Annotated in this window: 18 protein-coding genes; 17 read left to right on the top strand and 1 reads right to left on the bottom strand. The window is 66.5% G+C overall.

Features of this window, described 5'->3' with window-relative positions; genetic code table 11:
* The first annotated feature begins 116 nt into the window (after window positions 1-116).
* The 6 genes from OPU71_RS15660 (at window position 117) to OPU71_RS15635 (ending at window position 5,597) form a co-directional block, all read left to right on the top strand.
* A complete protein-coding gene (locus OPU71_RS15660) occupies window positions 117-356 on the top strand; it encodes a hypothetical protein (protein ID WP_267728947.1) in 240 nt (79 codons plus the stop codon).
* Between the two features lie 145 nt (window positions 357-501).
* On the top strand, window positions 502-2,493 hold the full coding sequence (locus OPU71_RS15655; RefSeq protein WP_267728946.1) for a peptidase U32 family protein: 1,992 nt from the start codon (window positions 502-504) through the stop codon (window positions 2,491-2,493).
* Window positions 2,494-2,617: 124 nt separating this feature from the next.
* Complete coding sequence (locus tag OPU71_RS15650) at window positions 2,618-3,106, top strand: response regulator (RefSeq protein WP_267728945.1); 489 nt, start codon at window positions 2,618-2,620, stop codon at window positions 3,104-3,106.
* A 48-nt stretch (window positions 3,107-3,154) separates the two neighbouring features.
* The gene (alkB, locus tag OPU71_RS15645; RefSeq protein ID WP_267728944.1) at window positions 3,155-3,796 is read left to right on the top strand and encodes a DNA oxidative demethylase AlkB; all 642 of its coding nucleotides are present in this window, start codon (window positions 3,155-3,157) and stop codon (window positions 3,794-3,796) included.
* 28 nt (window positions 3,797-3,824) lie between these two features.
* Window positions 3,825-4,424, top strand: coding sequence for an NUDIX domain-containing protein (locus OPU71_RS15640; protein WP_267728943.1), 600 nt, complete (start codon window positions 3,825-3,827; stop codon window positions 4,422-4,424).
* Between the two features lie 54 nt (window positions 4,425-4,478).
* Complete coding sequence (locus tag OPU71_RS15635) at window positions 4,479-5,597, top strand: DUF3369 domain-containing protein (protein ID WP_267728942.1); 1,119 nt, start codon at window positions 4,479-4,481, stop codon at window positions 5,595-5,597.
* 322 nt (window positions 5,598-5,919) lie between these two features.
* Here the strand turns inward: OPU71_RS15635 and OPU71_RS15630 are convergent, their stop codons facing one another.
* A complete protein-coding gene (locus OPU71_RS15630; RefSeq protein WP_267728941.1) occupies window positions 5,920-6,984 on the bottom strand; it encodes an acyltransferase family protein in 1,065 nt (354 codons plus the stop codon).
* Between the two features lie 172 nt (window positions 6,985-7,156).
* Between OPU71_RS15630 and thiD the strand changes: the two genes are divergently transcribed.
* The 11 genes from thiD (at window position 7,157) to OPU71_RS15575 (ending at window position 21,928) form a co-directional block, all read left to right on the top strand.
* Entirely contained in the window at window positions 7,157-7,999 is an 843-nt protein-coding gene (gene thiD / locus OPU71_RS15625) for a bifunctional hydroxymethylpyrimidine kinase/phosphomethylpyrimidine kinase (RefSeq protein WP_267728940.1), read from the top strand.
* Window positions 8,000-8,101: 102 nt separating this feature from the next.
* Window positions 8,102-8,605: a hypothetical protein gene (locus tag OPU71_RS15620; RefSeq protein WP_267728939.1), complete on the top strand. Its 504-nt coding sequence runs from the start codon at window positions 8,102-8,104 to the stop codon at window positions 8,603-8,605.
* Between the two features lie 100 nt (window positions 8,606-8,705).
* Window positions 8,706-9,965 (top strand): efflux RND transporter periplasmic adaptor subunit, encoded by a 1,260-nt coding sequence (locus OPU71_RS15615; RefSeq protein WP_267728938.1) that lies wholly within the window; start codon window positions 8,706-8,708, stop codon window positions 9,963-9,965.
* 7 nt (window positions 9,966-9,972) lie between these two features.
* Window positions 9,973-11,196, top strand: coding sequence for an ABC transporter permease (locus OPU71_RS15610; RefSeq protein ID WP_267728937.1), 1,224 nt, complete (start codon window positions 9,973-9,975; stop codon window positions 11,194-11,196).
* A 2-nt stretch (window positions 11,197-11,198) separates the two neighbouring features.
* The gene (locus OPU71_RS15605; RefSeq protein ID WP_267728936.1) at window positions 11,199-11,882 is read left to right on the top strand and encodes an ABC transporter ATP-binding protein; all 684 of its coding nucleotides are present in this window, start codon (window positions 11,199-11,201) and stop codon (window positions 11,880-11,882) included.
* A 43-nt stretch (window positions 11,883-11,925) separates the two neighbouring features.
* Window positions 11,926-12,675: a hypothetical protein gene (locus tag OPU71_RS15600; protein ID WP_267728935.1), complete on the top strand. Its 750-nt coding sequence runs from the start codon at window positions 11,926-11,928 to the stop codon at window positions 12,673-12,675.
* A 22-nt stretch (window positions 12,676-12,697) separates the two neighbouring features.
* Complete coding sequence (locus tag OPU71_RS15595; RefSeq protein WP_267728934.1) at window positions 12,698-16,042, top strand: DEAD/DEAH box helicase; 3,345 nt, start codon at window positions 12,698-12,700, stop codon at window positions 16,040-16,042.
* Window positions 16,043-16,565: 523 nt separating this feature from the next.
* Complete coding sequence (locus OPU71_RS15590; protein ID WP_267728933.1) at window positions 16,566-17,750, top strand: efflux RND transporter periplasmic adaptor subunit; 1,185 nt, start codon at window positions 16,566-16,568, stop codon at window positions 17,748-17,750.
* A 323-nt stretch (window positions 17,751-18,073) separates the two neighbouring features.
* Window positions 18,074-19,810, top strand: a complete 1,737-nt coding sequence (locus tag OPU71_RS15585) for a hypothetical protein (protein ID WP_267728932.1) — start codon at window positions 18,074-18,076, stop codon at window positions 19,808-19,810.
* A 61-nt stretch (window positions 19,811-19,871) separates the two neighbouring features.
* The gene (locus tag OPU71_RS15580; protein WP_324256074.1) at window positions 19,872-20,555 is read left to right on the top strand and encodes an ABC transporter ATP-binding protein; all 684 of its coding nucleotides are present in this window, start codon (window positions 19,872-19,874) and stop codon (window positions 20,553-20,555) included.
* A 152-nt stretch (window positions 20,556-20,707) separates the two neighbouring features.
* On the top strand, window positions 20,708-21,928 hold the full coding sequence (locus OPU71_RS15575; RefSeq protein ID WP_267728931.1) for an ABC transporter permease: 1,221 nt from the start codon (window positions 20,708-20,710) through the stop codon (window positions 21,926-21,928).
* Window positions 21,929-21,940 lie beyond the last annotated feature (12 nt).

Below are 21,940 nucleotides of genomic sequence, written 5' to 3'. Positions count from 1 at the left end.
CTTGCTGCGCGCGGCTTGAACCAAGGGCACAGCGGCAGGTCTGAAACAGGTCGGCGGCGGTGATCCTGCGCCGGCCAGCATCGCGCCATCACGCGCGGCAACTCGGGGGAACCGGCATGGACACGATATCCACCACAAGCGGCACCGATGACGACCCGATCGGCGAAGCACGCTTCGCACGCGATCGGCCCAAACTCTTCGGCGACATGGGGTTTGATGCGGCCTACGCCACCGAAAGCCACCCGGAAGGACTGCGTTACGGCGAGCAAGCCCGCGCACCGGGGCTCGAACCGCACCGCTCACCGCCCACCAAGGCCGCCGGCGAGCGGATTCAGGGCGTGATTTCAATCGGCTGATCCGCCGCAGGGCAGCAGCGCCAAGTCCCGGACGCAAAACGATTTTTGTCGATTCCGGGGGGCGGACGGGCTACAATCCGCGCCCTCGCGCAGCGGGCCCGCAGAGGCTTGCGCGCGCCGCCGCAATGACCCCGAAGAGACCGCGATGAGCCTGCCCGCCCACCAGCTTGAACTGCTTTCCCCCGCGAAGACGGCCGAGATCGGCCGCGAGGCGATCCTGCACGGCGCGGATGCGGTGTATATCGGCGGGCCGTCTTTCGGCGCGCGGCACAACGCCAGCAATACGGTGAGCGAGATCGCCTCGCTGGTCGAATTCGCACACCGCTACCACGCGCGCATCTTCGTCACGCTCAACACCATCCTGCACGACGCCGAGCTGGAACCGGCGCGCAAGCTGGCGCATGAGCTTTACGACGCCGGCGTGGATGCGCTGATCGTGCAGGACATGGGCTTGCTGGAACTGGACATCCCGCCGATCGAGCTGCATGCCTCAACCCAGTGCGACATCCGCACCGTCGCAAAAGCGAAGTTCCTCGCCGAATCCGGCTTTTCGCAGATCGTGCTGGCGCGCGAGCTGACGATCGAGCAAATCGCCGCGATCCGCGCCGCGGTGCCGGCCGACACCACGATCGAACACTTCATCCACGGCGCGCTGTGCGTGGCCTTCTCGGGCCAGTGCAACATCAGCCACGCCCACACCGGCCGCAGCGCCAACCGTGGCGACTGCTCGCAAGCCTGCCGCCTGCCCTACACCCTGCAGGACCAGCAAGGCCGCGTGGTGGCCTTCGACAAGCACCTGCTGTCGATGAAGGACAACAACCAGAGCGCCAACCTCGCGCACCTGATCGCCGCCGGCGTGCGCAGTTTCAAGATCGAAGGCCGCTACAAGGACGCCGGCTACGTCAAGAACATCACCGGCCACTACCGCCAGTTGCTCGACCAGATCATCGAGGCGCAGCCCGCGCTTGCAAGGGCGTCGAGCGGCCGCACGCAACTGCTGTTCACCCCCAACCCCGACAAGACCTTCCACCGCGGCGCCACCGACTACTTCGCCACCGGCCGCAAGGAAGACATCGGCGCCTTCGACACGCCCACCTTCGTCGGCCTGCCGCTGGGTACCGTGAGCCGCGTCGGCAAGGACTGCTTCGAGATCGACGCCACCGAGCCCCTCGCCAACGGCGACGGGCTCAACTACATGCACAAGCGCGAGGTGGTTGGCCTGCAGGCCAACACGGTCGAAAAGCTCGGTGCAGGTGAAGCAGGCACGCTGTGGCGCGTGTTCCCGAACGAGCCGGTGGCGCAGTTGCCGGGCCTCAAGCCCGGCGTGGCGGTGAGCCGCAACCGCGACCACGCCTGGGAACAGGCGCTGACGAAAAAGTCCGCCGAGCGCCGCATCGCGGTTTGGGCAACTTTTGCCGACACCGCCACCGGCTTTGCGCTGACGCTGACCGACGAAGACGGCATCAGCGCCACCGCCGAAGCCGCCTTCGACAAGCAGCCCGCGCAGCACGCCGACAAGGCCGAGGCCACCCTGCGCGAACATCTGGCCAAGTTCGGCGGCACCGCCTTCACGCTGCAATCGACCACGCTGGCCTGCGCGCAAGCCTGGTTCGTGCCGGCATCGGCGATCAATGCCCTGCGGCGCGACGCGGTGGCAAAGCTCGAAGCGGCACGGCTTGCAAGCTGGCAACGGCCGCAGCGCAAAGCCGCAGTCGAGCCGCCAGTGGCCTATCCGGAAGACACGCTGAGCTTTCTGGCCAACGTCTACAACCAGGCCGCGCGCGACTTCTACACCCGCCACGGCGTCAAGCTGATCGCCGCCGCCTACGAAGCACACGAAGAAGCCGGCGAAGTGCCCCTGATGATCACCAAGCACTGCCTGCGCTTCTCGTTCAACCTGTGCCCCAAGCAGGCCAAGGGCGTGCAGGGCGTGCAGGGGCAGGTGCGGGCCGAGCCGATGACGCTGGTCAATGGCAACGAGCGCTTCACGCTGAAATTCGACTGCAAGCCGTGCGAGATGCATGTGATCGGCAAGGCCAAGAAACACATCCTGCAGAGCCCGCCGCCCTCGCAGGTGCCGGTCAGCGCGAAAGTGAGCTTCTACAAGCGCCGCAGCGACGCCCCCTCACTGCCCTGAAGCCGCGCAGCGGCCGTTCAGCGCGTGGCCTTGTCGCGCGCGGCGCGCGCGGCCTACACTGAAGAGCATAGGCCGGCGCCCTGTCGGCCCCATCTCGGTCCCATGCCGGCCGGATACCAATCCCATGGATGAGCTGCTTTTCATCGAAGACGAAGAAGCAGAGCCACCGCACGCCGCACACGCGAAGGCAGATGCCGGCTGGGTGGTGATGGTGGTGGACGACGATCACGACGTCCACACGATCACCGGCATGGCGCTCAAGCACTTCCGCTTTCAAGGGCGCCCGCTGCACTTCATTGATTGCTACAGCGGCGACGAAGCGCTGGCGATACTCCCGAGCACGCCGGAGATCGCGCTGATCCTGCTCGATATCGTCATGGAGCGCATCGACGCAGGCCTGGCCGTCATCCGCGCGCTGCGCGCCAAACCGGCATACGACCGCACGCAGATCGTGATCCGCACCGCGGCCGGCGGCTACTGCTCGCGCTCGGCCCTGGAGCAAGCAGGCATCAATGGCTTTGCATGGAAAAGCGAAATCGACAAACCGCGGCTTGAGCGCATCGTCACCGAATCGCTCACGGCCTACTGTGCCGCGAGCGCCCGCGCACACTGAAGTGGCTGATCGCCCACTCACGGCCCGCTTGCCGATCCCAAACCCCCGATGAACGCCGATCTCTTCGCCGAAACCAGCCCCGCGGAGCGCCTTGGGCCCGGCACGATGCTGCTGCACCGGTTTGCAGAATCAAAGGCGGCGGCGCTGCTTAACGCGATTGACCAGATCACGGCCCAAGCGCCCTTCCGCCACCTTGTCACGCCCGGTGGGCAGCGGATGTCGGTGGCCATGAGCAACTGCGGCGCGCTCGGCTGGGTGAGCGACCGCGCGGGCTACCGCTACCAGGCAATCGACCCGCAGAGCGGCCTGCCCTGGCCCCCCATGCCGGCGTGCTTCGCCTTGCTGGCACACAGCGCGGCCGAGCAGGCGGGCTTTGCCGGCTTCGCGCCCGATGCCTGCCTGATCAACCGCTACACGCCGGGCACCCGGTTATCGCTGCATCAGGACCGTGACGAGCACGACTACAGCGCACCGATCGTGTCCGTCTCCCTCGGGCTGCCGGCAGTGTTCCTTTTCGGCGGCCTGGTGCGCAGCGATCCGGTAAAGCACCTGACGCTGCAGCACGGCGATGTGCTGGTCTGGGGCGGGCCGGATCGCCTTCGGTTTCACGGCGTCAAGCCGATCGGCGAAGGGTTACACTCCTTGCTTGGCATGCAGCGGATAAACCTGACCTTCCGCCGCGCCGCGTAACGCCTCACCGACCATCACGGAGCAAGCAATGAGCATTTCGGAGCGGGTACGAGTCCTTGACGAGCGTCTGCTGTCAGACAACTGGTACATCCTCAAGACCACCCACTTCGAGTTCCGCCGCCGCGACGGCCGCTGGCAGGCGCAGCACCGCGAAAGCTACGATCGCGGCAACGGCGCGGCGATCCTGCTCTACAGCCTGCCGCAGCGCACCGTGATCCTGACGCGGCAGTTCCGCTACCCGGCCTTCGTTAACCACCACGATGATCTGATGATCGAGGTGCCGGCCGGGCTGCTTGACGAAGCCGATCCGGAAACCCGCATCCGCGCCGAAGCCGAGGAAGAAGCCGGCTACCGGGTACGCGATGTGCGCAAGGTCTGCGAGGCCTTCATGAGCCCCGGCGCCGTCACCGAAAGGCTGTACCTGTACGTTGCCGAATACGACCCGTCTGACCGCATCGGCGAAGGCGGCGGGCTCGAACACGAAGGCGAGGACATCGAGGTCTTCGAGCTGGGCTTCGACGAAGCAATGCGCATGGTGGGCGATGGCCGCATCTGCGACGCCAAGACCATCATGCTGCTACAGCATGCTGCGCTGCACATCTTTACCGCCCCCCGTCAGCCCGCCTGATCCCGCCGTGCGGCCCGGTGCGACGGCTCAAGTCGGGCCGCCACCGGGCCGTAAATGATCTGGCACGCCCAGCATTTCACCAGCGAACACGAATCCGCCATGGACGATCTGATGTTTGTCGACGAACCGGAAACACCGCCCAGCCAGGGCGGTGCCGATGAGGCATGGACCGTGCTGGTGGTGGACGACGAGCCCGATGTACATCAGGTCACCCGCCTGGGCACCCTGGGTTTCACCTTCGAAGACCGACCGCTCCATATCATCAACTGCCTGAGCGCCAACGAAGCACGCGTGGTGCTGCGCGAACGCCGCGACATTGCGGTGATCCTGCTCGATGTGGTGATGGAAACCGAAACCGCCGGGCTCGATCTGGTGCGCGAGATCCGCGAGGGGCTTGGCAACCGCGCGGTGCGTATCGTGCTGCGCACCGGTCAGGCGGGCCAGGCGCCGGAAGAATCGGTGATTCGCGACTACGACATCAACGACTACAAGACCAAGGCCGAACTGACCAAGCGCAAGCTCGAAACCGCGCTCTACGTGGCGCTGCGCGGCTATCGCGACATCCTCACGATCGAGCGCTCGCGCACCGCACTGCGGCGCACCGTGGATGCCATCACCCGCATTGGCGACAGCCCCAGCCTCGCGGAACTGGCCTCGTCCATCCTCGAACAGGCGCGCAACCTGATGGGTGATCAGGGTTCCGGCCTGTGCGCCACCTGCCTTGCCACTTACGACGACACCCCGGCCGAACGCGCGGTGCCGATGACGGTACTGGCCACCACCGACGATTACGTGCAGTACCGCACCGCCCCCTCGGCGGATCAATTGCCGCCCGACGTGGCCGACGCCTTCCAGCGCGCGCGCACGCTCGGCCGCAGCATTGATGAGGCCGGCTTCATGGTGGCCTACCACCGCACTGCCGCCGGCAGCGAGGGCCTGCTCTACATGGCCTTCAAGCACGTGGTGCGGGCGGACGACCGCGAATTGCTTACCCGCTTCGCGGCCAATGTCGTCAGCGCATGGGAAAACCTCGTCCTGCAGCACAAGCTGCTGGCACTCACGCGCCAGACAATCGACGTCGAGGCGCCCAGCCCGCGCGTCGAACTTGACCCGCAGATCCTGCGGGCCCTGCAGCGTGACAAGGGTGCATCCGGGCTCGCCCCGGCCGCTTAGGGAAGGTCTGAATAAGTGAACGAGACGGATGCAGCGCAAGGCGCGGCGCGCGCAGCGACCAGGACAGATCTGATAGATAGGCGCGGGAGTGAGCACGCCGTAACGCAGCGATGCGCCGTCGCAGCCACTTATTCAGACCTTCCTTAGTTGGGGCAGACAAAGAACACCGTCCGGGCGGCGCATTCATCACCCGATCAAGCCCTGGCGTGAAACCGCACCCGACTCAAAAGGCTTGCACGCAACGCGGCAAACTCAACCCTGCGCCCAGTTCCAGCCGGGTGCGGCGGCTGCCCCGCCAAATGGAAATGCCCGACGCCCCGGATCAGGCGCGCTGAGGCGCCGCCACCGGCCGTGCGGCAAACGGCGCACGCGTGTCCACCCAGCGACCGAAAAGGTCTGCCACCGCGACACTGCCCAGCCACGCAATCAACACACCCAGCGCCTGCACCGGCGCCGTCTGCGGCAACCACACCGCAAACGCGGCGTTCACGAGCAGGCACACCGGGAAATGGATCAGGAAGAGCGGATACGAAATCCGCGACAACCAGGCCAGCAAACGCCAATCCAGCGCCCGGCACCAGTGCGGCTTGCTTTGCGCCAGCATCAGCGCCAGCGCCACGCAGGCAGCGAGCGCCAGACGCTCGCGGAAGTCCACCTCAAGGGCGAGCAGCGTCGCCGTCATCAGGGCCATCAGCCACCAGGCGCGGCCACGCTGCGCCCCCCACCATGCGAAGGCCCCGAGCGCGTAGGCGCCAAAGAAGTATGGCGCGGCCACATCCCAGGCCGCGTCACGATTGAAGTAGAAGATCGACAGCAGCGCGAGGCCCGCCACCGCCACCGGCCCAAGCACGGCACTCACGCGCGGGCCGGGCGCCCGCGCCAGCCACATGATCATGGCAAACAGCGCGAACAGCTGAAGATCGATCGCGACATACCAGACCCCGGCCGAAAGCGCCTCCTGCCCGACGAGATCCTGCAACAGGAACAGGTGCGCCAGCACTTGCACAATGCTCGGCCGCGCGGGCGTTGCATCATGCTCGAACAAGGCGCGTGCGATTGCCGCCGCCACAATTGCGAAGACCAGCATGGCCATCAAGGGCACCGCCAGCCGCAGGTAGCGCTGCCACACCAGCGTGACAAGGCCCTCACGCGCGGAGAACCGGGCATCGGGCGCAAGGCCGCGCGCCGCGAGGAAGCCGCCAATCACCAGAAACACTTGCACCACCAGGCGCGCATCGTGCGCCAGCCACGCGAACAGCGCGGGCGCGAGCGCGCTCGCCAGGTCCGACATGGGGCCGTAGTAGGCAAGGTGGTGAAGCACGATCAGCTGCGAGGCGAGCGCTTTGAGCGCATCGATGAGGACAAAACGTGATGCGGTACGACTCATGAATCCGGTGGGCAGCGCAGACGGCTTGTGACTGCTGCGATGCAAAAAAGTGAAGGCGCGCGGATTCTAGCAGCCTTGGCAGCAGGCTCGCGAGGCGTCGCCACCGCACGACGCCCGCCCGGTTCATGGGAAAATCCGCGCCTACCCTTCCTGCCGCCGCTGACTGAACACCATGAGCACGCCCCGCCAGATCCCCAATGTTGTGACCATCGCCGGCATCGACCCTTCCGGCGGCGCCGGCATCTACGCCGACCTCAAGGCCTTCTCGGCGCACGGCGCCTACGGCTGTGGCGTGGTTGCGGCACTCACCGCGCAGAACACCCAGGCGGTAACCGGCGTGCACACGCCGCCGATTGACTTCCTGCGGCTACAAATTGATACGCTTTTCTCGGATGTGCGGATCGACGCCGTAAAGCTGGGCATGCTCGGCACCGCCGACATCGTGTTCAACGTCGCCGACCGCCTCGCCCACTACGCGGCGAAGTTCGTGGTCTGCGATCCGGTGATGGTGGCCAAGAGCGGCGACCACCTGCTCGCGAAGAACGCAGTCGCGATGGTGAAGGAAGCGCTGCTGCCGCAAAGCTTCATGATCACGCCCAACCTGCCCGAAGCCGGCGTGCTGCTGGATCAACGCGCACCGGAATCAGTCAAGGAGATGTACCGCGCCGCCGAACGCCTGCGCGAGCTGCTGCCGCTCTCCAGCGAGCGCTGGGTACTGCTCAAGGGCGGCCACCTGCCCGGCGGCGAGTTGATGGATCTGCTGTTCGACGGCGACCGCATGGTCGAGCTGCCGGGCCAGCGCATCGACACCAAGAACACCCACGGCACCGGCTGCTCGCTCTCGGCCGCCATCGCCGCGCTGCTGCCGCAGGCGCAGGGGCAGTTCCGCCCGGTCGAAGCCGCGGTGCGGCATGCGCGCGAATGGCTGCTGCGCGCGATTGCCGCATCCGGCGAACTGGAGGTGGGCAAGGGCCACGGGCCGGTGCACCACTTCCACGCGCTCTGGAAGCGCTAAGCACCGCGCCGCCACTTCCGCACCCTACCCCTTGCAGCGCCGGGCGATCGGCCGCACTCTGGCGACGCCGCGGTCCTGCGGCCAGCCCGGAGGCACGCCGCCATGAAACGTCATTGCTTCGCCCTTCTTCTTGCACTCAGCACCGGCACGCTGGCCCATGCCGCGCCGCCGGATGCGGCCGCCGCCTTCGCGCAGCTCAAAGCGCTGGAAGGCCGCTGGATCGGCCATGTCCAGAAGGCCGACGGCCCGGCGGCCGAGGTCAGCTACCGCAATATCTCGGGCGGCACTGCGGTGATGGAAGTCCTGTTCCCCGGCACACCACACGAGATGACGTCGATCTACCACCTCGACGGCGATCAGCTGGTCATGACGCATTACTGCGCCATGGGCAACCAGCCGCGCATGAAACTCGTCGCGGCCGACGGCCAGCGCCTGCGTTTTGACTTCACCGGCGGCAGCAACATGGATGCCGCACAATCCACCCACATCCACGGCGGCGAGATCCGGCTCGATGGCGCCGACACGATGGAAGCGGAGTGGGAGGTATTTGCGAAAGGCAAACCCGCCGGGACGAACAAGTTCTTCCTCAAACGCCCGAAAACCTGAACCCGCCCGCCGTCCCCCGCCACCGCCGGGAGACCCTGAAGGGAACTGCCGCGCATAATTGCGGTCTGGGCAAACGCCGCCCGAACAGACAAGAACAATGATGCTCACACTGAACCAACTTGGCGCCCGGCTTCGCCCCTGGCGCCTGCCGCTTGCGATCCTGCTCGCCCTCGTCCTGCTGATCGGCTGGATGATGAGCCGCGGCAAGGAAGTCGAACTGCGCAGCGCCACGCGCCAGGCCATCGCGCAGACCCTGATCGCCACCGGCCGCATCGAAACCCCCGCGCAAGTGCAACTGGGCCTGCCGGTCGCCGGCATTGTCGAAACCCTCGCGGCCAAGGAAGGCAGCGTCGTGAAGCAAGGCGATCTGCTGATCGCGCTGCGTGCAGACGAAGCCCGCGCCAGCCTCGCCGCCGCCGAAGCCGCGGCAAGCGAAGCGCGCGCGCGGCTCGCGCAGGTGGAGCAGGTAGCGCGCCCGGTCAGCGGCCAGCAGCAGCGGCAGGCGGAAGAAAACCTGCGCGTGGCGCAACTGGAATACCAGCGGGTCGAAGCGATGATCGCGCAGGGCTTCGTTTCGCCCAGCCGGCGCGACGACGCGAACCGCATCCTGCAGAACGCCGAAGCCGCGCTGGCCGCCGCGCGCAGCCAGGCCGCCGCGAACCTGCCCGCCGGCAGCGAGATGGCCGCCGCCACCAGCCGCAGCGTTCAGGCCGAGGCCAACCTGCGCGCCGCCCGCGCCCGCATGGCCAACCATGAACTGCGCGCGCCAGCCGATGGCACGGTGCTCTCGCGCGAGGTGAATGTCGGCGACATCACGCAGGCCGGGCGGGTGCTGATGCGTTTTGCCGCCGGCGGCACCCTGCGCATCGTCACGCAGATGGACGAGAAGCACCTCGCGCGCCTCAAGCCCGGCGTGGCAGGCAAGGCGGTGGCCGACGCCTACCCCGGCCAGCCCTTCGACGTGGTGATCGACTATGTCGCACCCGGCGTCGATGCGCAGCGCGGCACGGTGGAAGTGAAGTTCTCGGTGCCGCAGCCGCCGGCTTTCCTGCGGCCGGACATGACGGTATCGGTCGAGATCGTCGTCGCGCGCAAGGACAGCGCCGTGGTGCTGCCGCTCGACGCGATCCACGCGGCCGAAAGCGAATCGCCCTGGGTGCTGCGCGTGCGTGACGGCCGCGCCGAACGCGTCGCCGTTACGCTGGGCTTGCGCGGCATGGGCGCCGCGGAAGTGGCCAGCGGGCTCGATGCCGGCGACCTGATCGTGCCAGCGGCCGAATCCACCCAGCCCGGAGAGCGAGTGCGCAGCAAGCCGCCGCGCACCGCAGGCGTGAAGGGTGCACCGGGCATGACACGCTAAGCCCGCAATGCGCATCCGCCTGCCTTTTGAACTGCTCGTCGCGCTGCGCTTCCTGCGCGAGGGGCGCACGCAGTCGCTGCTGATCCTCGGTGGCGTCACCGCCGGCGTCGCGGTGACGATCTTCCTCACCCACCTGATCGGCGAACTGCAAAGCTCGATCATCGAGCGCGTGCTCGGCAGCCAGCCGCATGTGGTGATCCGCCCGCCCGACGAGATCAACCGCCGCGCGCTGCCCGACGCCCCCGGCACGCTCGCCATCGACCAGCCCCGCGCGCAGCGCCTGCGGCCGGTGGACCAGTGGGAATCGGTCGCGAAGCTCGCCGCCGCCACGCCGGATGTGGTGGCCGTATCGCCGCTGGTGACCGGCCCCGCCTTCGCGCTGCGCGGTGAAGCGAGCAAATCGGTCGCGCTGATGGGCGTGGAGCCCGACGCCTACCGCCGCATCGTGCTGATGGACAAGTACCTCACCGCGGGCCGCTTCGCGCCGTCCGGCACCAATGCGGTGATCGGCATCGAACTGGCGAAGGATCTGGGTGCCTCGCTCGGCGATCGCATCCGGGTGCAGACCGCCGGTGGCCGCGAAGAGGTGCTGACAATCACCGGCCTGTTCGACATCGGCAACCGCGACCTCAATCGCCGCTGGGTCTTCGTGTCGCTACGGCTGGGCCAATCGCTGCTTGACCTGGCCGGCGGCGTGTCGCAAGTCGACCTGCGGGTGACGGATATCTTCGAGGCGGAAGCGATCGCGCGTCCGCTCGCCGATGCCACCGGCCTCAAGGTCGAAAGCTGGATGACAACCAACGCACAACTGCTCGCCGGCCTGAAGAACCAGAGCACCTCGCTGAACCTGATCCGCAGCTTCGTCACGCTGATCGTCGCGCTCGGCATCGCCAGCGTGCTGGTGGTGTCGGTGGTGCAGAAGCAGCGCGAGATCGGCATCTTGCGCGCGATGGGCGCCGGCCGCCGGCAACTGCTGGCGGTGTTCCTGATCCAGGGCGCGCTGGTCGGCAGCGTCGGCTCCGCCCTTGGTGCCTCGCTCGGCTGGGGGCTGCTGCAGATTTTCGCCTCGGTGTTCCGCAACGGCGATGGCACGCCGATCTTTTCGCCCGAACTGCCGGCCGACATCGTGATCGGCGCCTGCCTCATCGCCACCGTGGTCGGCACGCTCGCCGCGATGATCCCCGCGCGGCGCGCCGCCTCGCTCGACCCGGTCGACGCGATCCGGAGCTGACCATGACGCAACCCGTGATCCGCCTCGCCGGCATCCGCAAGTCCTACAACATCGGCACCGAAGTCGAGGCCGAGATCCTGCACGGCATCGACCTCGACATCGCAGCAGGCGAGTTCGTCGCGCTGATCGGCCCCTCCGGTTCCGGCAAAAGTACGCTGCTCAACCTCGTCGGCCTGCTCGAACGCGCCACCGCCGGCCGCATCGAAATCGACGGCATCGACACCGCCACGCAGGACGACGTTGGCCTCACCCGCCTGCGCAATCGCAGCATCGGCTTCGTCTTCCAGTTCCACCACCTGCTGCCGGCCTTCAGCGCACTGGAGAACGCGATGATGCCCGGCATCATCGCCGAGGGGCGCGCCACCGACGCCCACGAAGCCGCTGCGCGCGAACTGCTGCGCCGCGTTGGCCTCGAAGCGCATTCGCACAAGAAACCGAACCAGCTCTCCGGCGGCCAGCAGCAGCGGGTGGCGATCGCGCGCGCGCTGCTGCTCGGGCCGCGCCTGATCCTTGCCGACGAACCGACCGGCAACCTCGACACCCACACCGCTGACGAGATCTTCGCGCTGATGCGCGAGGTGAATCGCGAGCGAGGATCGGCCTGCCTGATCGTCACGCACGACCCGCGCCTTGCGGAACGTTGTGATCGCTCGGTGCGGATGGTGGACGGTTTGCTCTACACCTGATCCCACCCGGCGCCAGAACCGGGCTCCGCGAAGATAAACTGCCTTGGGCGAGCGGCATGTGTTCGCGAGCCGGCAATCGATCGAAGTCCAGCCACTGCTCGTAGGCACTGCAAGCGCGCTTGAAAGGCCCGCAGTCTTGAATGCGTCGACACTCGCTCTGCTGATCGTTTTCATGGTGCTCGCCGCGACCGCGCCAATCACCCTGTCGCTGACATTGAATCGATTGATGGGGCCTCCCGGACCGCTACGCAGGGGTTTTCACCGGTGGGGCACCAACGTGTTCTGCGCCGCTTTGAATGCCTGCTTTGGCATGCTGGCCTTCGTTGCCTTCATGGGCGTCCCCGCTAATCTCGATGTGGCGGGGCAAATCGCTCCATGTACGGAGTTCCGCGGCGAGGCGCGCCTGATCCAGCCCACCAAAGGGTTCAAGGGTGGCACGCTGGAAATGAAGGTCGGCACGCACATCAGCAGTCGCCAAATCAGTTGTCACGCGGCCGATGACTTCTGCAGGTGGTTGCGCAGCGCGAACACGCGCGGCCATGACTACGCCTTCGTGCCTATCCACGTTTGCCTGAGAGCCGCACCAGAGCGCGGGGACGGCCACGTAGAAGTCGCATGGTCAAAACACCCCGGCCTGTCGGTGAGCCCTGAGCTGATTGAAGTTCGAAAGCGCCAGGCGAAGAGCACCGACGACCGTTTCGTGCGGAAGTTCGGAATCGTTGTTGCGGCCCTCGCAGCCCTGACACTGGTCGGTTTCATCCTCGACGAAACACGCCGCAAGCGGCTGAAATGAGGCCGGATCGCCGCTTGCCGGTATGCTGTTGCACCCCGTTTTTCATCTCGACACGATGCCGCTCACCGATCTGCTGACCCGACTTGACGACAACTTGCTGGAGGAATTCTTCAGCAGCGCCGCCATCGCGCGGGGCCGCCAGTACATCGGTCGGGTGCGTGATCTGGAGTTGTCGGGTGAAACGCTGATGGCGAATGTCACCGGCTCGGCACCCCGCCCCTACCGCACCGTGGTGAGGTTGAGCCAACGTGAGCTGCTTGGCGAAATCACGATCGAGATTGCCAGCCGTTGTTCCTGCCCGGTCGGTGGGCGTTGCAAGCATGTGGTGGCACTGCTGCTGGCGGCCAGGCGCCCCGGCGCGCTGGTCGAGAAGCCGCGGGCCGAGGTGCTCGAATGGGCCCAACAGTTGCGTAGCCGTGTCGCCAAGGCGCGCAGCGCAAGCAAGCCGAAAAAGACCAACAGCCGCCAGACGCTCCACTACACCGTGCTGGCAGGCTTGCACGGCATGGGCGCGAGCCTCGTGATCCACAAGGTGCGCCTGAATTCGGACGGCGACATCGCGCAGGCTGACAGCTGGTACAACGTTGATCAGGCGCTGCTCAAACCACCGGCCTTCGTCAACGACGACGATCTGGCCGTACTGCGCCAGATTCGCGCGATCGAGCGCAGCACCCAACGCTATGGCAACTGGGGCGAAGTGCCGGTGGCCGGGCGCAACGGTGGCCTGCTGCTCGACGCATTGCTCGACACCGGCCGCGCCTTTCTTGGCGACGAGGCCGAGCCCGACTATCCGGGCGAGATTCCGCTCATCCTCGGCGTGCAGCGAACTGGTCACTTGAGCTGGCAAGCAACCCGCGAGGGCGGCGTACGCGCGCACCTCGAATCCCGGCCCGCCGCGCGGGTGGTGCTCGATACGCAACCCTTCCGCTACCTCGATGACGGCGGTGAGTGCGGCCTGCTCGCCGTACCGGAAGCTGATGTGGTGGCCGAGGCCTTGCGCCTGCCGCCGCTCAACAAGGCCGAACTCGCGCTGGTTTCGAGTGTGCTGGCCGATGTCGCGCCTGCACTGCCACCCCCTGCCGCCGCCACGCTGCCCCAGATCGATGCGCCGGTGCGCCCGGTGCTGCGCCTGGAGACCCTGCACGTGTGGCAGTTGATGGCGCACCGCGACTACCCGAATGCGATGCACGCGCTCTACGACTTCGCGCGCGCCGCCTTCCGTTACGCAGAGGCCGAACTTGCTGCCGGCAGCGCCGATTCGCTGATCAGCCTGCCCGACGGCCGCGCCGCGCGCGTTGCACGCGACGAAAAGGCCGAGGCCGACGCGCTGGCCGCGCTCAAGCGCGCCGGCTTCGCGCCCACCCCACCGCGCGCGCTGAGCAGCTTCGAGCGATTGCCCGATGGAATGCTGGGCCTTGGCAGCGAAGCGGCCTGGCGCGAATTCTTCAACGCCGAAGCTCCCGCCCTGCGCGCTGCCGGCTGGCAGATCGAATGTGCACCGGACTTTCGCCACCATGTGCTCACCGTCGATGACTGGCATGCCGAGCTCGAAGAAGATGCCAACGGCTGGCTCGCGCTTTCGCTCGGCATCGAGGTGAACGGCCAGAGGCTCGACCTCGCCCCGCTGCTCTACGTGTTGTTCCGCCGCGATACCCGCTGGCTCGACCGCGCCGCGATCGATGCCATGCCCGACGATGAGGCGATCGAACTGCTCGGCCCGGACGGCGCGCGCATCCAGTTGCCCGCGGCGCGGATCAAGCCACTCGCATCAACGCTGGTAGATCTGTTCGATACGCCGAACGGCACGCTCAAGCTCAGCACGCTGGATGCGCCGCGGCTCAAGCAAGCCTTCATCGACAGCGACTGGGAACTCGAAGGCGTAGACCGCCTCGCGCCCTGGATCGCGCGCCTCGCCGATGCCGCGCATGTGGCGCCGGTCGAAACGCCCGAGGGTTTCACCAGCACGCTGCGCGCCTACCAGCAGGAAGGTCTCGCCTGGATGCAGCATCTGCGCGCGCACGAGCTGGGCGGCATCCTGGCCGACGACATGGGCCTCGGCAAGACCGCGCAAACGCTCGCCCACCTGCTCACCGAAAAGCGCGCCGGGCGCATGGATCGCCCCTCGCTGGTGGTGCTGCCGACTTCGCTGGTGTTCAACTGGCAGCAGGAAGCCGCGCGCTTCGCACCGGATCTGCGGGTGCTCAAACTCCACGGCGCCGACCGCCGCGAACGCTTCGACATCATCGAATCGCACGACGTGGTGCTGACCACCTACCCCTTGCTCGCGCGCGACCGCGAAGCGCTGACCGCGCGCAGTTGGCACTACCTGATCCTCGACGAAGCGCAGACGGTGAAGAACGTCCGCAGCCTCGCCGCGCAGGTGGTACGCGAAGTCGACGCCCGACACCGGCTGTGCCTCACCGGTACGCCGCTGGAAAACCACCTCGGCGAACTGTGGTCGCAATTCGACTTCCTGATGCCCGGCTTCCTCGGCGACAGCAAGGCCTTCACGCAGACCTGGCGCACGCCGATCGAAAAGCACGGCAACCTGCTGCGCCGCGAGCTGCTGGCGCGCAGGCTGGCGCCCTTCATCCTGCGCCGCCGCAAGCAGGAAGTCGCCGCCGAGCTGCCGCCCAAGACCATCATCGTGCGCAGCGTCGAACTCGAAGGCCGCCAGCGCGACCTCTACGAGACGGTGCGTGCGACCATGGACAAGCGCATCCGCGACGAAGTGGCGGCACGCGGCTTTGCGCGCAGCCAGATCGTGATCCTCGATGCGTTGCTCAAGCTGCGCCAGGTCTGCTGCGACCCGCGCCTGCTGCAGACCCCGGCCGCCGCCAAGGTGAAGGAACACGCCAAGCTCGACCTGCTGATGGACCTGCTGCCCGGCCTGGTCGAAGAGGGCCGCCGGGTGCTGCTGTTCTCGCAATTCACGACGATGCTGGATCTGATCGAAGAAGCACTCAGCGAAGCCAAGATCGCCCATGTGCGGCTGGACGGCAGCACCCGCGACCGTCAGGCCGTGGTGGAACAGTTCCAGAACGGCGATGCGCCAGTCTTCCTGATCAGCCTGAAGGCCGGCGGCGTGGGCCTCAACCTCACCGCCGCCGACACCGTGATCCACTTCGACCCCTGGTGGAACCCCGCCGCCGAAGACCAAGCCACCGACCGCGCCCACCGCATCGGCCAGACGAAGAACGTGTTCGTCTACAAACTGGTCGTCGCCGGCAGCATCGAAGAAAAGATCCTCGCGCTGCAGGAACAGAAAGCCGCGCTCGCCGCCGGCATCCTCTCCGAAGACCACGCCGGCGACGCCAAATTCGACGAAGCCGGCTTGCAGGCACTGTTCGCGCCGCTGCCGGATTGAGGGATTGCTTGCCGCGTTGCGGCAGGAGTGTGCCCAGCCGACAAACGCCCCCCGAGAGCGGGCAACCGCCGTGAATCGCGGCCCGATCCCGTCGAGAGCGCCGAGTGGCGCAGCGGGGTCGGGGGATCGGCGCGCAGCGCCGACGGCGAGGACTGTCTGAGGCCCGCAGGGCCGAGTTCCGCAGCCGCCCGACTGCGCGAGCACGCGAGGGAAGTCAGGCGCGCAGCGCCTGACCGCGAAGGCCGGGCGACTTTCTTTGGGTTCTTTCTTTGTTCGCACAAAGAAAGAACCCCGGCCGCCGGGCCGGGACCCGGCTCGAAGCCGCGACCGACCCAGCTGATCAAACCCAGCCGAAAGCCAACAAATGTTGGGCTCCGCTCACGCTCAGCACCAACCTACGCCACGAAGCACACAGCCGCACCACGCGGCACTACCCAAATCCCACCGCCCCTGACCCCGCGCAAAACCCCTCTCCCCCGTAAGGGGTGTAGTGTCTGCAGTTCTATCCGTGCAAGAGGCTCAGATGGACTCGCCGCAGACCGCACCCAGCAAGCCACGCAGCAAACTCACACGCCGCCTGATCGTTGTGGCGGTGCTCGCAGTGGCAGTCGCTGCCCTCGCCTACACGCTCACCCGTCCCAAGCCGATCGCCGTCACCGTTACTGAAGTCCAGCCCGGCCGCGTCGAGGCCACGGTGTCGAACACCCGCGCCGGCTCGGTCACCGCCTGCCGCCGCGCCAAACTGGCACCGCCCGCTGGTGGCCGCATCGGCACGCTGGCCGTGAAGAAAGGGCAGCGCGTCAAAGCCGGCGACCTGCTGCTGGAACTGTGGAACGACGACGTCACCGCGCGCGAACGCATCGCCCGCGAGCAACTGCTCAGCGCTCGTGCCCGCGTCAATGAAGCCTGCACCGTCGCCGACACCGCCGCTGCCAACGCGCGCCGCGCTCAACAACTACGCGATCAGGGTTTCCTCTCACCCGAAGGCATCGAACAAACCCTGTCTGAAGCCAAGTCCCGCGCTGCCGCCTGCAGTGCCGCCAAGGCGCAAGTCGGCGAGGCGCAGGCACGCATCGGCGCCTCGCAAGCCGACACTGCGCGCACCGTGCTGCGCGCGCCCTTCGACGGCATCGTCGCCGAACTCAACGGCGAGGTCGGCGAGTACCTCACCCCCTCGCCCCCCGGCATCCAGACCCTGCCGGCGGTGGACCTGATCGACGATAGCTGCCTCTACGTCAGCGCCCCGATCGATGAAGTCGATGCCGCGCGCCTCAAGCTCGGCATGAGCGCGCGCATCACGCTCGACGCCTTCCGCGACCGCCACTTCAAGGGCACGGTGAAACGCATCGCGCCCTACGTACTCGCGCTCGAAAAGCAGGCCCGCACCGCCGAAGTCGAAGTGCACTTCACCGACACCGCCGACACCCAGGCGTTGCTGATCGGCTACAGCGCCGACGTCGACATCATCGTCACCACCCATGACCCAGTGCTGCGCGTACCCACCGCAGCAGTGATGCCCGGCAACCGCGTGCTGGTGCTCGGCAGCGATGGCGTGCTGAAGGAAGTGACGTTCTCGCCCGGCCTGTCGAACTGGGAGTTCACCGAAGTCGCGAGCGGACTCGCGAAGGGCGATCGCATCGTCACCTCGCTGGACCGCGCGGGCGTGAAGGCGGGGGCGAAGGCGGAAGCTGATCTGGTGAGGAAATGATGCCGCGCTGGCCGGCGACGCGATTGAGCGCAGGTTGGGCTGAGCGCAGCGAAGCCCAACGTCCCGCGCGCGCAGACCCTTCACTTCAATTGTCGGCTGCCGTGGCACCACCGTTCGTTGGCCGGGGTCCCGCCCCCGGCGGGCGGGTTTCTTTCTTTGTGCGAACAAAGAAAGAAACCAAAGAAAGTCGCCCCGCTTCAACGCCCCTTGCTGCGCAAGGGGTTCCCTGCGCTGCTCGAAGCATCGGGTGGCTGCGGAACTCGGCCCTGCGGGCCTCAAACAGTCCTCGCCACCGCCGCTACGCGTCGGAACCCGACGCTTCTGTGCTGCTCGGCGTTTCAGAGGGGATTGGGAAAACGTCGACGCTCGACCGTTGCGGCGCTCCGGTAGGCGAGATGCTGGCCGCAGGCATGGGTCCAGGGTGCGCGATTTCACTGGCCGCTCCAGCTTCCGTTTCACTTCATCCCGACCACGAATGCGCAACGCACGTTGAAACACCGACGGTTTTGACTTTGCGTCCCGTCGAGAGCGCCGAGCAGCGCAGCGAACTCGGGGCATCGGCGCGGAGCGCCGACGGCGAGGACTGTCTGAGGCCCGCAGGGCCGAGTTCCGCAGCCGCCCGACTTCGCGAGCACGCGAGGGAAGTCGGGCGCAAAGCGCCCGACCGCGAACGCCGGGTGCCCTTCTCTTTGGTTCCTTTCTCTTGGGCAAGCAAGAGAAAGGAACCCGGCCGCCGGGACGGACTCCCGGCCAAAGCACGCCCGCAAATCAACAACGCCCATCGCAAGCCGCACCCCACGATCACGCACCCAAACGTTGGGCTTCGCACCACTCAGCCCAACCTACGAAACTGTCCCAACCACGAGACTCAAATGTTTGACCACATAGTGCTCCGCAGAGAGGAAGGAGGCCTGCCCATTTCGGCAGGTCAAATCGCAGAGTCGATGCTCTATTACCAGAAAGTGCAGGTTTTCATTGACCGAAGCACGTTGCTGGGCTTGGTTCGCCAGCTTGGGACCGACGGCGTACTTACGTTAATTCGTCGTCCTGACATATCGGGCGTTTTCTGCGAGGAAATACTGGGGACGCAGACAAATTCTGTCGGCGTATCGAATTATCACAACTTCGTTGCCATGCGGTTCTCGGGAAACGAAAGTACCGGCGAATTGAGATCAACGCAGGACAGGCTGCAATTTGACTTGGAGAGTCTGGGCATCGCGAGAACCAAAGCAAAGAAGTTCGTCGGAGCTTTTCTCGAACGCGTGTCCGTTCGGAAATTGTCCGGCCATCACTTCCTACGCGGTGGAATTACAGAGGCTGCGAAGAACGATCTTTCGGACGCAGCGTTTGTTACCCAGGCTATACGGGCGGCAATCGCTGTAACTCCGGGTGGTTACAAAGTTGGAGACGACTTCAAGTTCGAGGTCCTTATTTCGGATCTGGGCGCATTTGTGTTCTCCAATCTCGATCTCGACGGCATCAATAAAAGAAGGGCGGCCGCCGTTCCATCTCTTGAGCCGCTAACAATTGCGCACCTCTTGACTAATCTATTGGACGCCAGAGCAGATCTCGCGCTGGCCGCGTTTTACGGTGGCGATTTTGTGACGTCATCAGTCACGTCATCGATCATTCAAGTGCGGCACGCCGAACTCCTCCGGAGATCAAAACTCAACATCAACGCCCGCAGAGCGTTTACTGAGGTCACGCTGCCCGACTCACCCACTGTTGCAGAGGTCATTGATGCCGGCGAGCGTTCGTTTGATGAGTTTCTCGTCATGCTGGATCGTGCAGAAAGGTTCAAAAGCTGGTTGAAAACTGTAAGTCCGGACGAAGGCATGATTCGCAGCTACATGCGTGATGTCACTTCGGAAGGTTGGATCCAGAAACTCCCGGCGAAGAGCCTCCGCTACCTGCTTACTCTCGCCCTTGATGCAACAAACCCAGTTGTTGGCGTTGTTGCCGGATTCATGGACAACTTTGTAGTCGAGAAGCTTTGTGCCGGCTGGCGCCCCAACCACTTTGTGTCTGGGAGACTCGGCCCATTCGTCCGCAGAGACTGAGGCACTCAATGTCCTCAACCCCCCTCAGGGTGCGGTCAAGCAACCACAGGCTCGAAGAACGATGCCCCCACCCCTGATCCACCTCTCCGCCATCACCCGCCGCTTCACCGTCGGAGACGAGACGGTGCAAGCGCTGCGTGGGCTGGACCTCAGCATCGCGCAGGGCGAGTACATCGCGATCATGGGACCGTCGGGCTCAGGCAAGTCGACGCTGCTGAACGTGCTGGGCCTGCTCGACCAGCCGGACAGCGGCCACTACCTGCTCGACGGCCGCGACGTGACCGGGCTGGATGACGACGCACGGGCGCTGGCGCGGCGCGAGAAGATCGGCTTCGTGTTCCAGTCCTTCCATCTGGTGCCACGGCTGTCGGCGCGCGAGAACATCGAGTTGCCGATGGTGCTGGCGGGCATCGACCCGGCGGAGCGCACTGCGCGCGTCGAGGTGTTGCTGCGCGACTACGGCCTCACGCCGCGCGCCGACCACCGGCCGAACCAGCTTTCCGGCGGGCAGTGTCAGCGGGTGGCGATTGCGCGGGCGATGGCGATGCGGCCCTCGCTGATCCTCGCCGACGAGCCGACCGGCAACCTCGACCGCCACACCGGGCAGGACGTGATCGCCCTGCTCGAAGGCCTGCAGGCCGCGGGCGCCACCTTGATCATCGTGACCCACGACCCGGAACTGGGCCGCCGCGCGCATCGGCAGTTGCACATGGTCGATGGCGAGATCGTTCAGGACGGACGCTGAGATGAAACTACCCCCACGCTCACTTCACCGCACCAGTGCCGGCTTTGCACAGCCGGCCCGTTCCGCGAGCGCGAAGCAGTGCTTCGCGAAGTCCTCGCTCCACCCCCCCAGGGGGGCGCCTCAGCGCCTTCGGGCGGCCGGGCGGCACTGAGATGCGCAACGCCGATCTGCTGCAGTACGCCGCACGCGTGGTACGCGGTGGCGTGGTGCGGACCGCGCTGGTGCTGCTGGCGATGGGCATCGGCGTGGCGGCAGTGGTGCTGGTGAGCGCCTTGGGCGAAGGCGCGCGGCGTTACGTGGCCGAGCAGTTCGGCGCGCTTGGCACGAACCTCGTGATCGTGCTGCCGGGGCGATCGGAGACCGCGGGCGCCGGGCCGGCGATTGCGAGCGGCGAAACGACCCGCGACATCACGTTGGACGATGCGCTGGCCCTGCAACGCAGCCTGGCGGTGCGCCGCCTTGCGCCGCTGATCGTGGGCCTTGGCGCGGTGCGGGCGGCCGATGGCGCCGACGCGCGCGTGCGCGAGGGGCCGGTGCTCGGCTCAACGGCCGACTTCCTCGCGGTGCGCAACATGACGCTCGCGCAGGGCGTCTTCCTGCCCGCGGGCGATCCGCACCATGCGCAGCCGATTTGCGTGATCGGGCGCGACCTTGCCAAGGAGTTGTTTGGCGCCCGCAACGCGCTGGGTCTTTGGCTGCGCATTGGCGACCGGCGCTTCCGCGTGATCGGCGTGCTTGGCAAGCAGGGCACCTCGCTGGGTTTCAACACCGACGAAGTGGTGATCGTACCGGTGGCCGCGGCGCAGGCGCTTTTCAATACCGAGGGCCTGTTCCGCGTGCTGGTGGAGGCCAAGCACCGCGATCAGGTGCCGCAAGCCAAGGCCGATGCCGAGGCGATCCTGATGCAGCGACACGAAGGCGAGCGCGACGTCACGGTGATCACACAGGATGCAGTGCTGGCAACCTTCGACCGCATCCTCGGCACCCTGACGCTGGCGATCGGCGGGCTGGCGGCGATCAGCCTCGCGGTGGCGGGCATCCTGGTGATGAACGTGATGCTGATTTCGGTCGCGCAGCGGCGCAGCGAGATCGGGCTGCTGAAGGCGCTCGGCGCGACCGCGGCGGAGATCCGCCACATCTTCTTCAGCGAAGCGGTGCTGCTGGCGCTGGGCGGCGCGGCGGCGGGCGTGGCGGTGGGGCTGCTGGGCCAGCAGGCGTTGATTGCGGCCTTCCCGAACATTCCGTTTTCGGCGCCGTGGTGGGCGCTGGTGGCCGCGCCGCTCACGGCCGTGGTCACCGCAGTCGTGTTCACCGTGATGCCGGCGCGCCAGGCAGCGAAGCTCGATCCGGTGCAGGCCTTGTCGAAGCGATGAGAGGGCACTGAC

The sequence above is a fragment of the Niveibacterium sp. 24ML genome (assembly GCF_026586805.1).
Lineage (GTDB): Bacteria > Pseudomonadota > Gammaproteobacteria > Burkholderiales > Rhodocyclaceae > Niveibacterium.
Note: the sequence above shows the minus strand (reverse complement) of the source record. Positions and strands in the feature narration are given on the sequence as shown.

Excerpts from the sequence above, each read along its gene's own strand:
- OPU71_RS15660 (WP_267728947.1), top strand. The coding sequence starts at position 117 with ATGGACACGATATCCACCACAAGCGGCACCGATGACGACCCGATCGGC.
- OPU71_RS15655 (WP_267728946.1), top strand. The coding sequence starts at position 502 with ATGAGCCTGCCCGCCCACCAGCTTGAACTGCTTTCCCCCGCGAAGACG.
- OPU71_RS15650 (WP_267728945.1), top strand. The coding sequence starts at position 2,618 with ATGGATGAGCTGCTTTTCATCGAAGACGAAGAAGCAGAGCCACCGCAC.
- alkB (WP_267728944.1), top strand. The coding sequence starts at position 3,155 with ATGAACGCCGATCTCTTCGCCGAAACCAGCCCCGCGGAGCGCCTTGGG.
- OPU71_RS15640 (WP_267728943.1), top strand. The coding sequence starts at position 3,825 with ATGAGCATTTCGGAGCGGGTACGAGTCCTTGACGAGCGTCTGCTGTCA.
- OPU71_RS15635 (WP_267728942.1), top strand. The coding sequence starts at position 4,479 with ATGATCTGGCACGCCCAGCATTTCACCAGCGAACACGAATCCGCCATG.
- OPU71_RS15630 (WP_267728941.1), bottom strand. The coding sequence starts at position 6,984 with ATGAGTCGTACCGCATCACGTTTTGTCCTCATCGATGCGCTCAAAGCG.
- thiD (WP_267728940.1), top strand. The coding sequence starts at position 7,157 with ATGAGCACGCCCCGCCAGATCCCCAATGTTGTGACCATCGCCGGCATC.
- OPU71_RS15620 (WP_267728939.1), top strand. The coding sequence starts at position 8,102 with ATGAAACGTCATTGCTTCGCCCTTCTTCTTGCACTCAGCACCGGCACG.
- OPU71_RS15615 (WP_267728938.1), top strand. The coding sequence starts at position 8,706 with ATGCTCACACTGAACCAACTTGGCGCCCGGCTTCGCCCCTGGCGCCTG.
- OPU71_RS15610 (WP_267728937.1), top strand. The coding sequence starts at position 9,973 with ATGCGCATCCGCCTGCCTTTTGAACTGCTCGTCGCGCTGCGCTTCCTG.
- OPU71_RS15605 (WP_267728936.1), top strand. The coding sequence starts at position 11,199 with ATGACGCAACCCGTGATCCGCCTCGCCGGCATCCGCAAGTCCTACAAC.
- OPU71_RS15595 (WP_267728934.1), top strand. The coding sequence starts at position 12,698 with ATGCTGTTGCACCCCGTTTTTCATCTCGACACGATGCCGCTCACCGAT.
- OPU71_RS15590 (WP_267728933.1), top strand. The coding sequence starts at position 16,566 with ATGGACTCGCCGCAGACCGCACCCAGCAAGCCACGCAGCAAACTCACA.
- OPU71_RS15580 (WP_324256074.1), top strand. The coding sequence starts at position 19,872 with ATGCCCCCACCCCTGATCCACCTCTCCGCCATCACCCGCCGCTTCACC.
- OPU71_RS15575 (WP_267728931.1), top strand. The coding sequence starts at position 20,708 with ATGCGCAACGCCGATCTGCTGCAGTACGCCGCACGCGTGGTACGCGGT.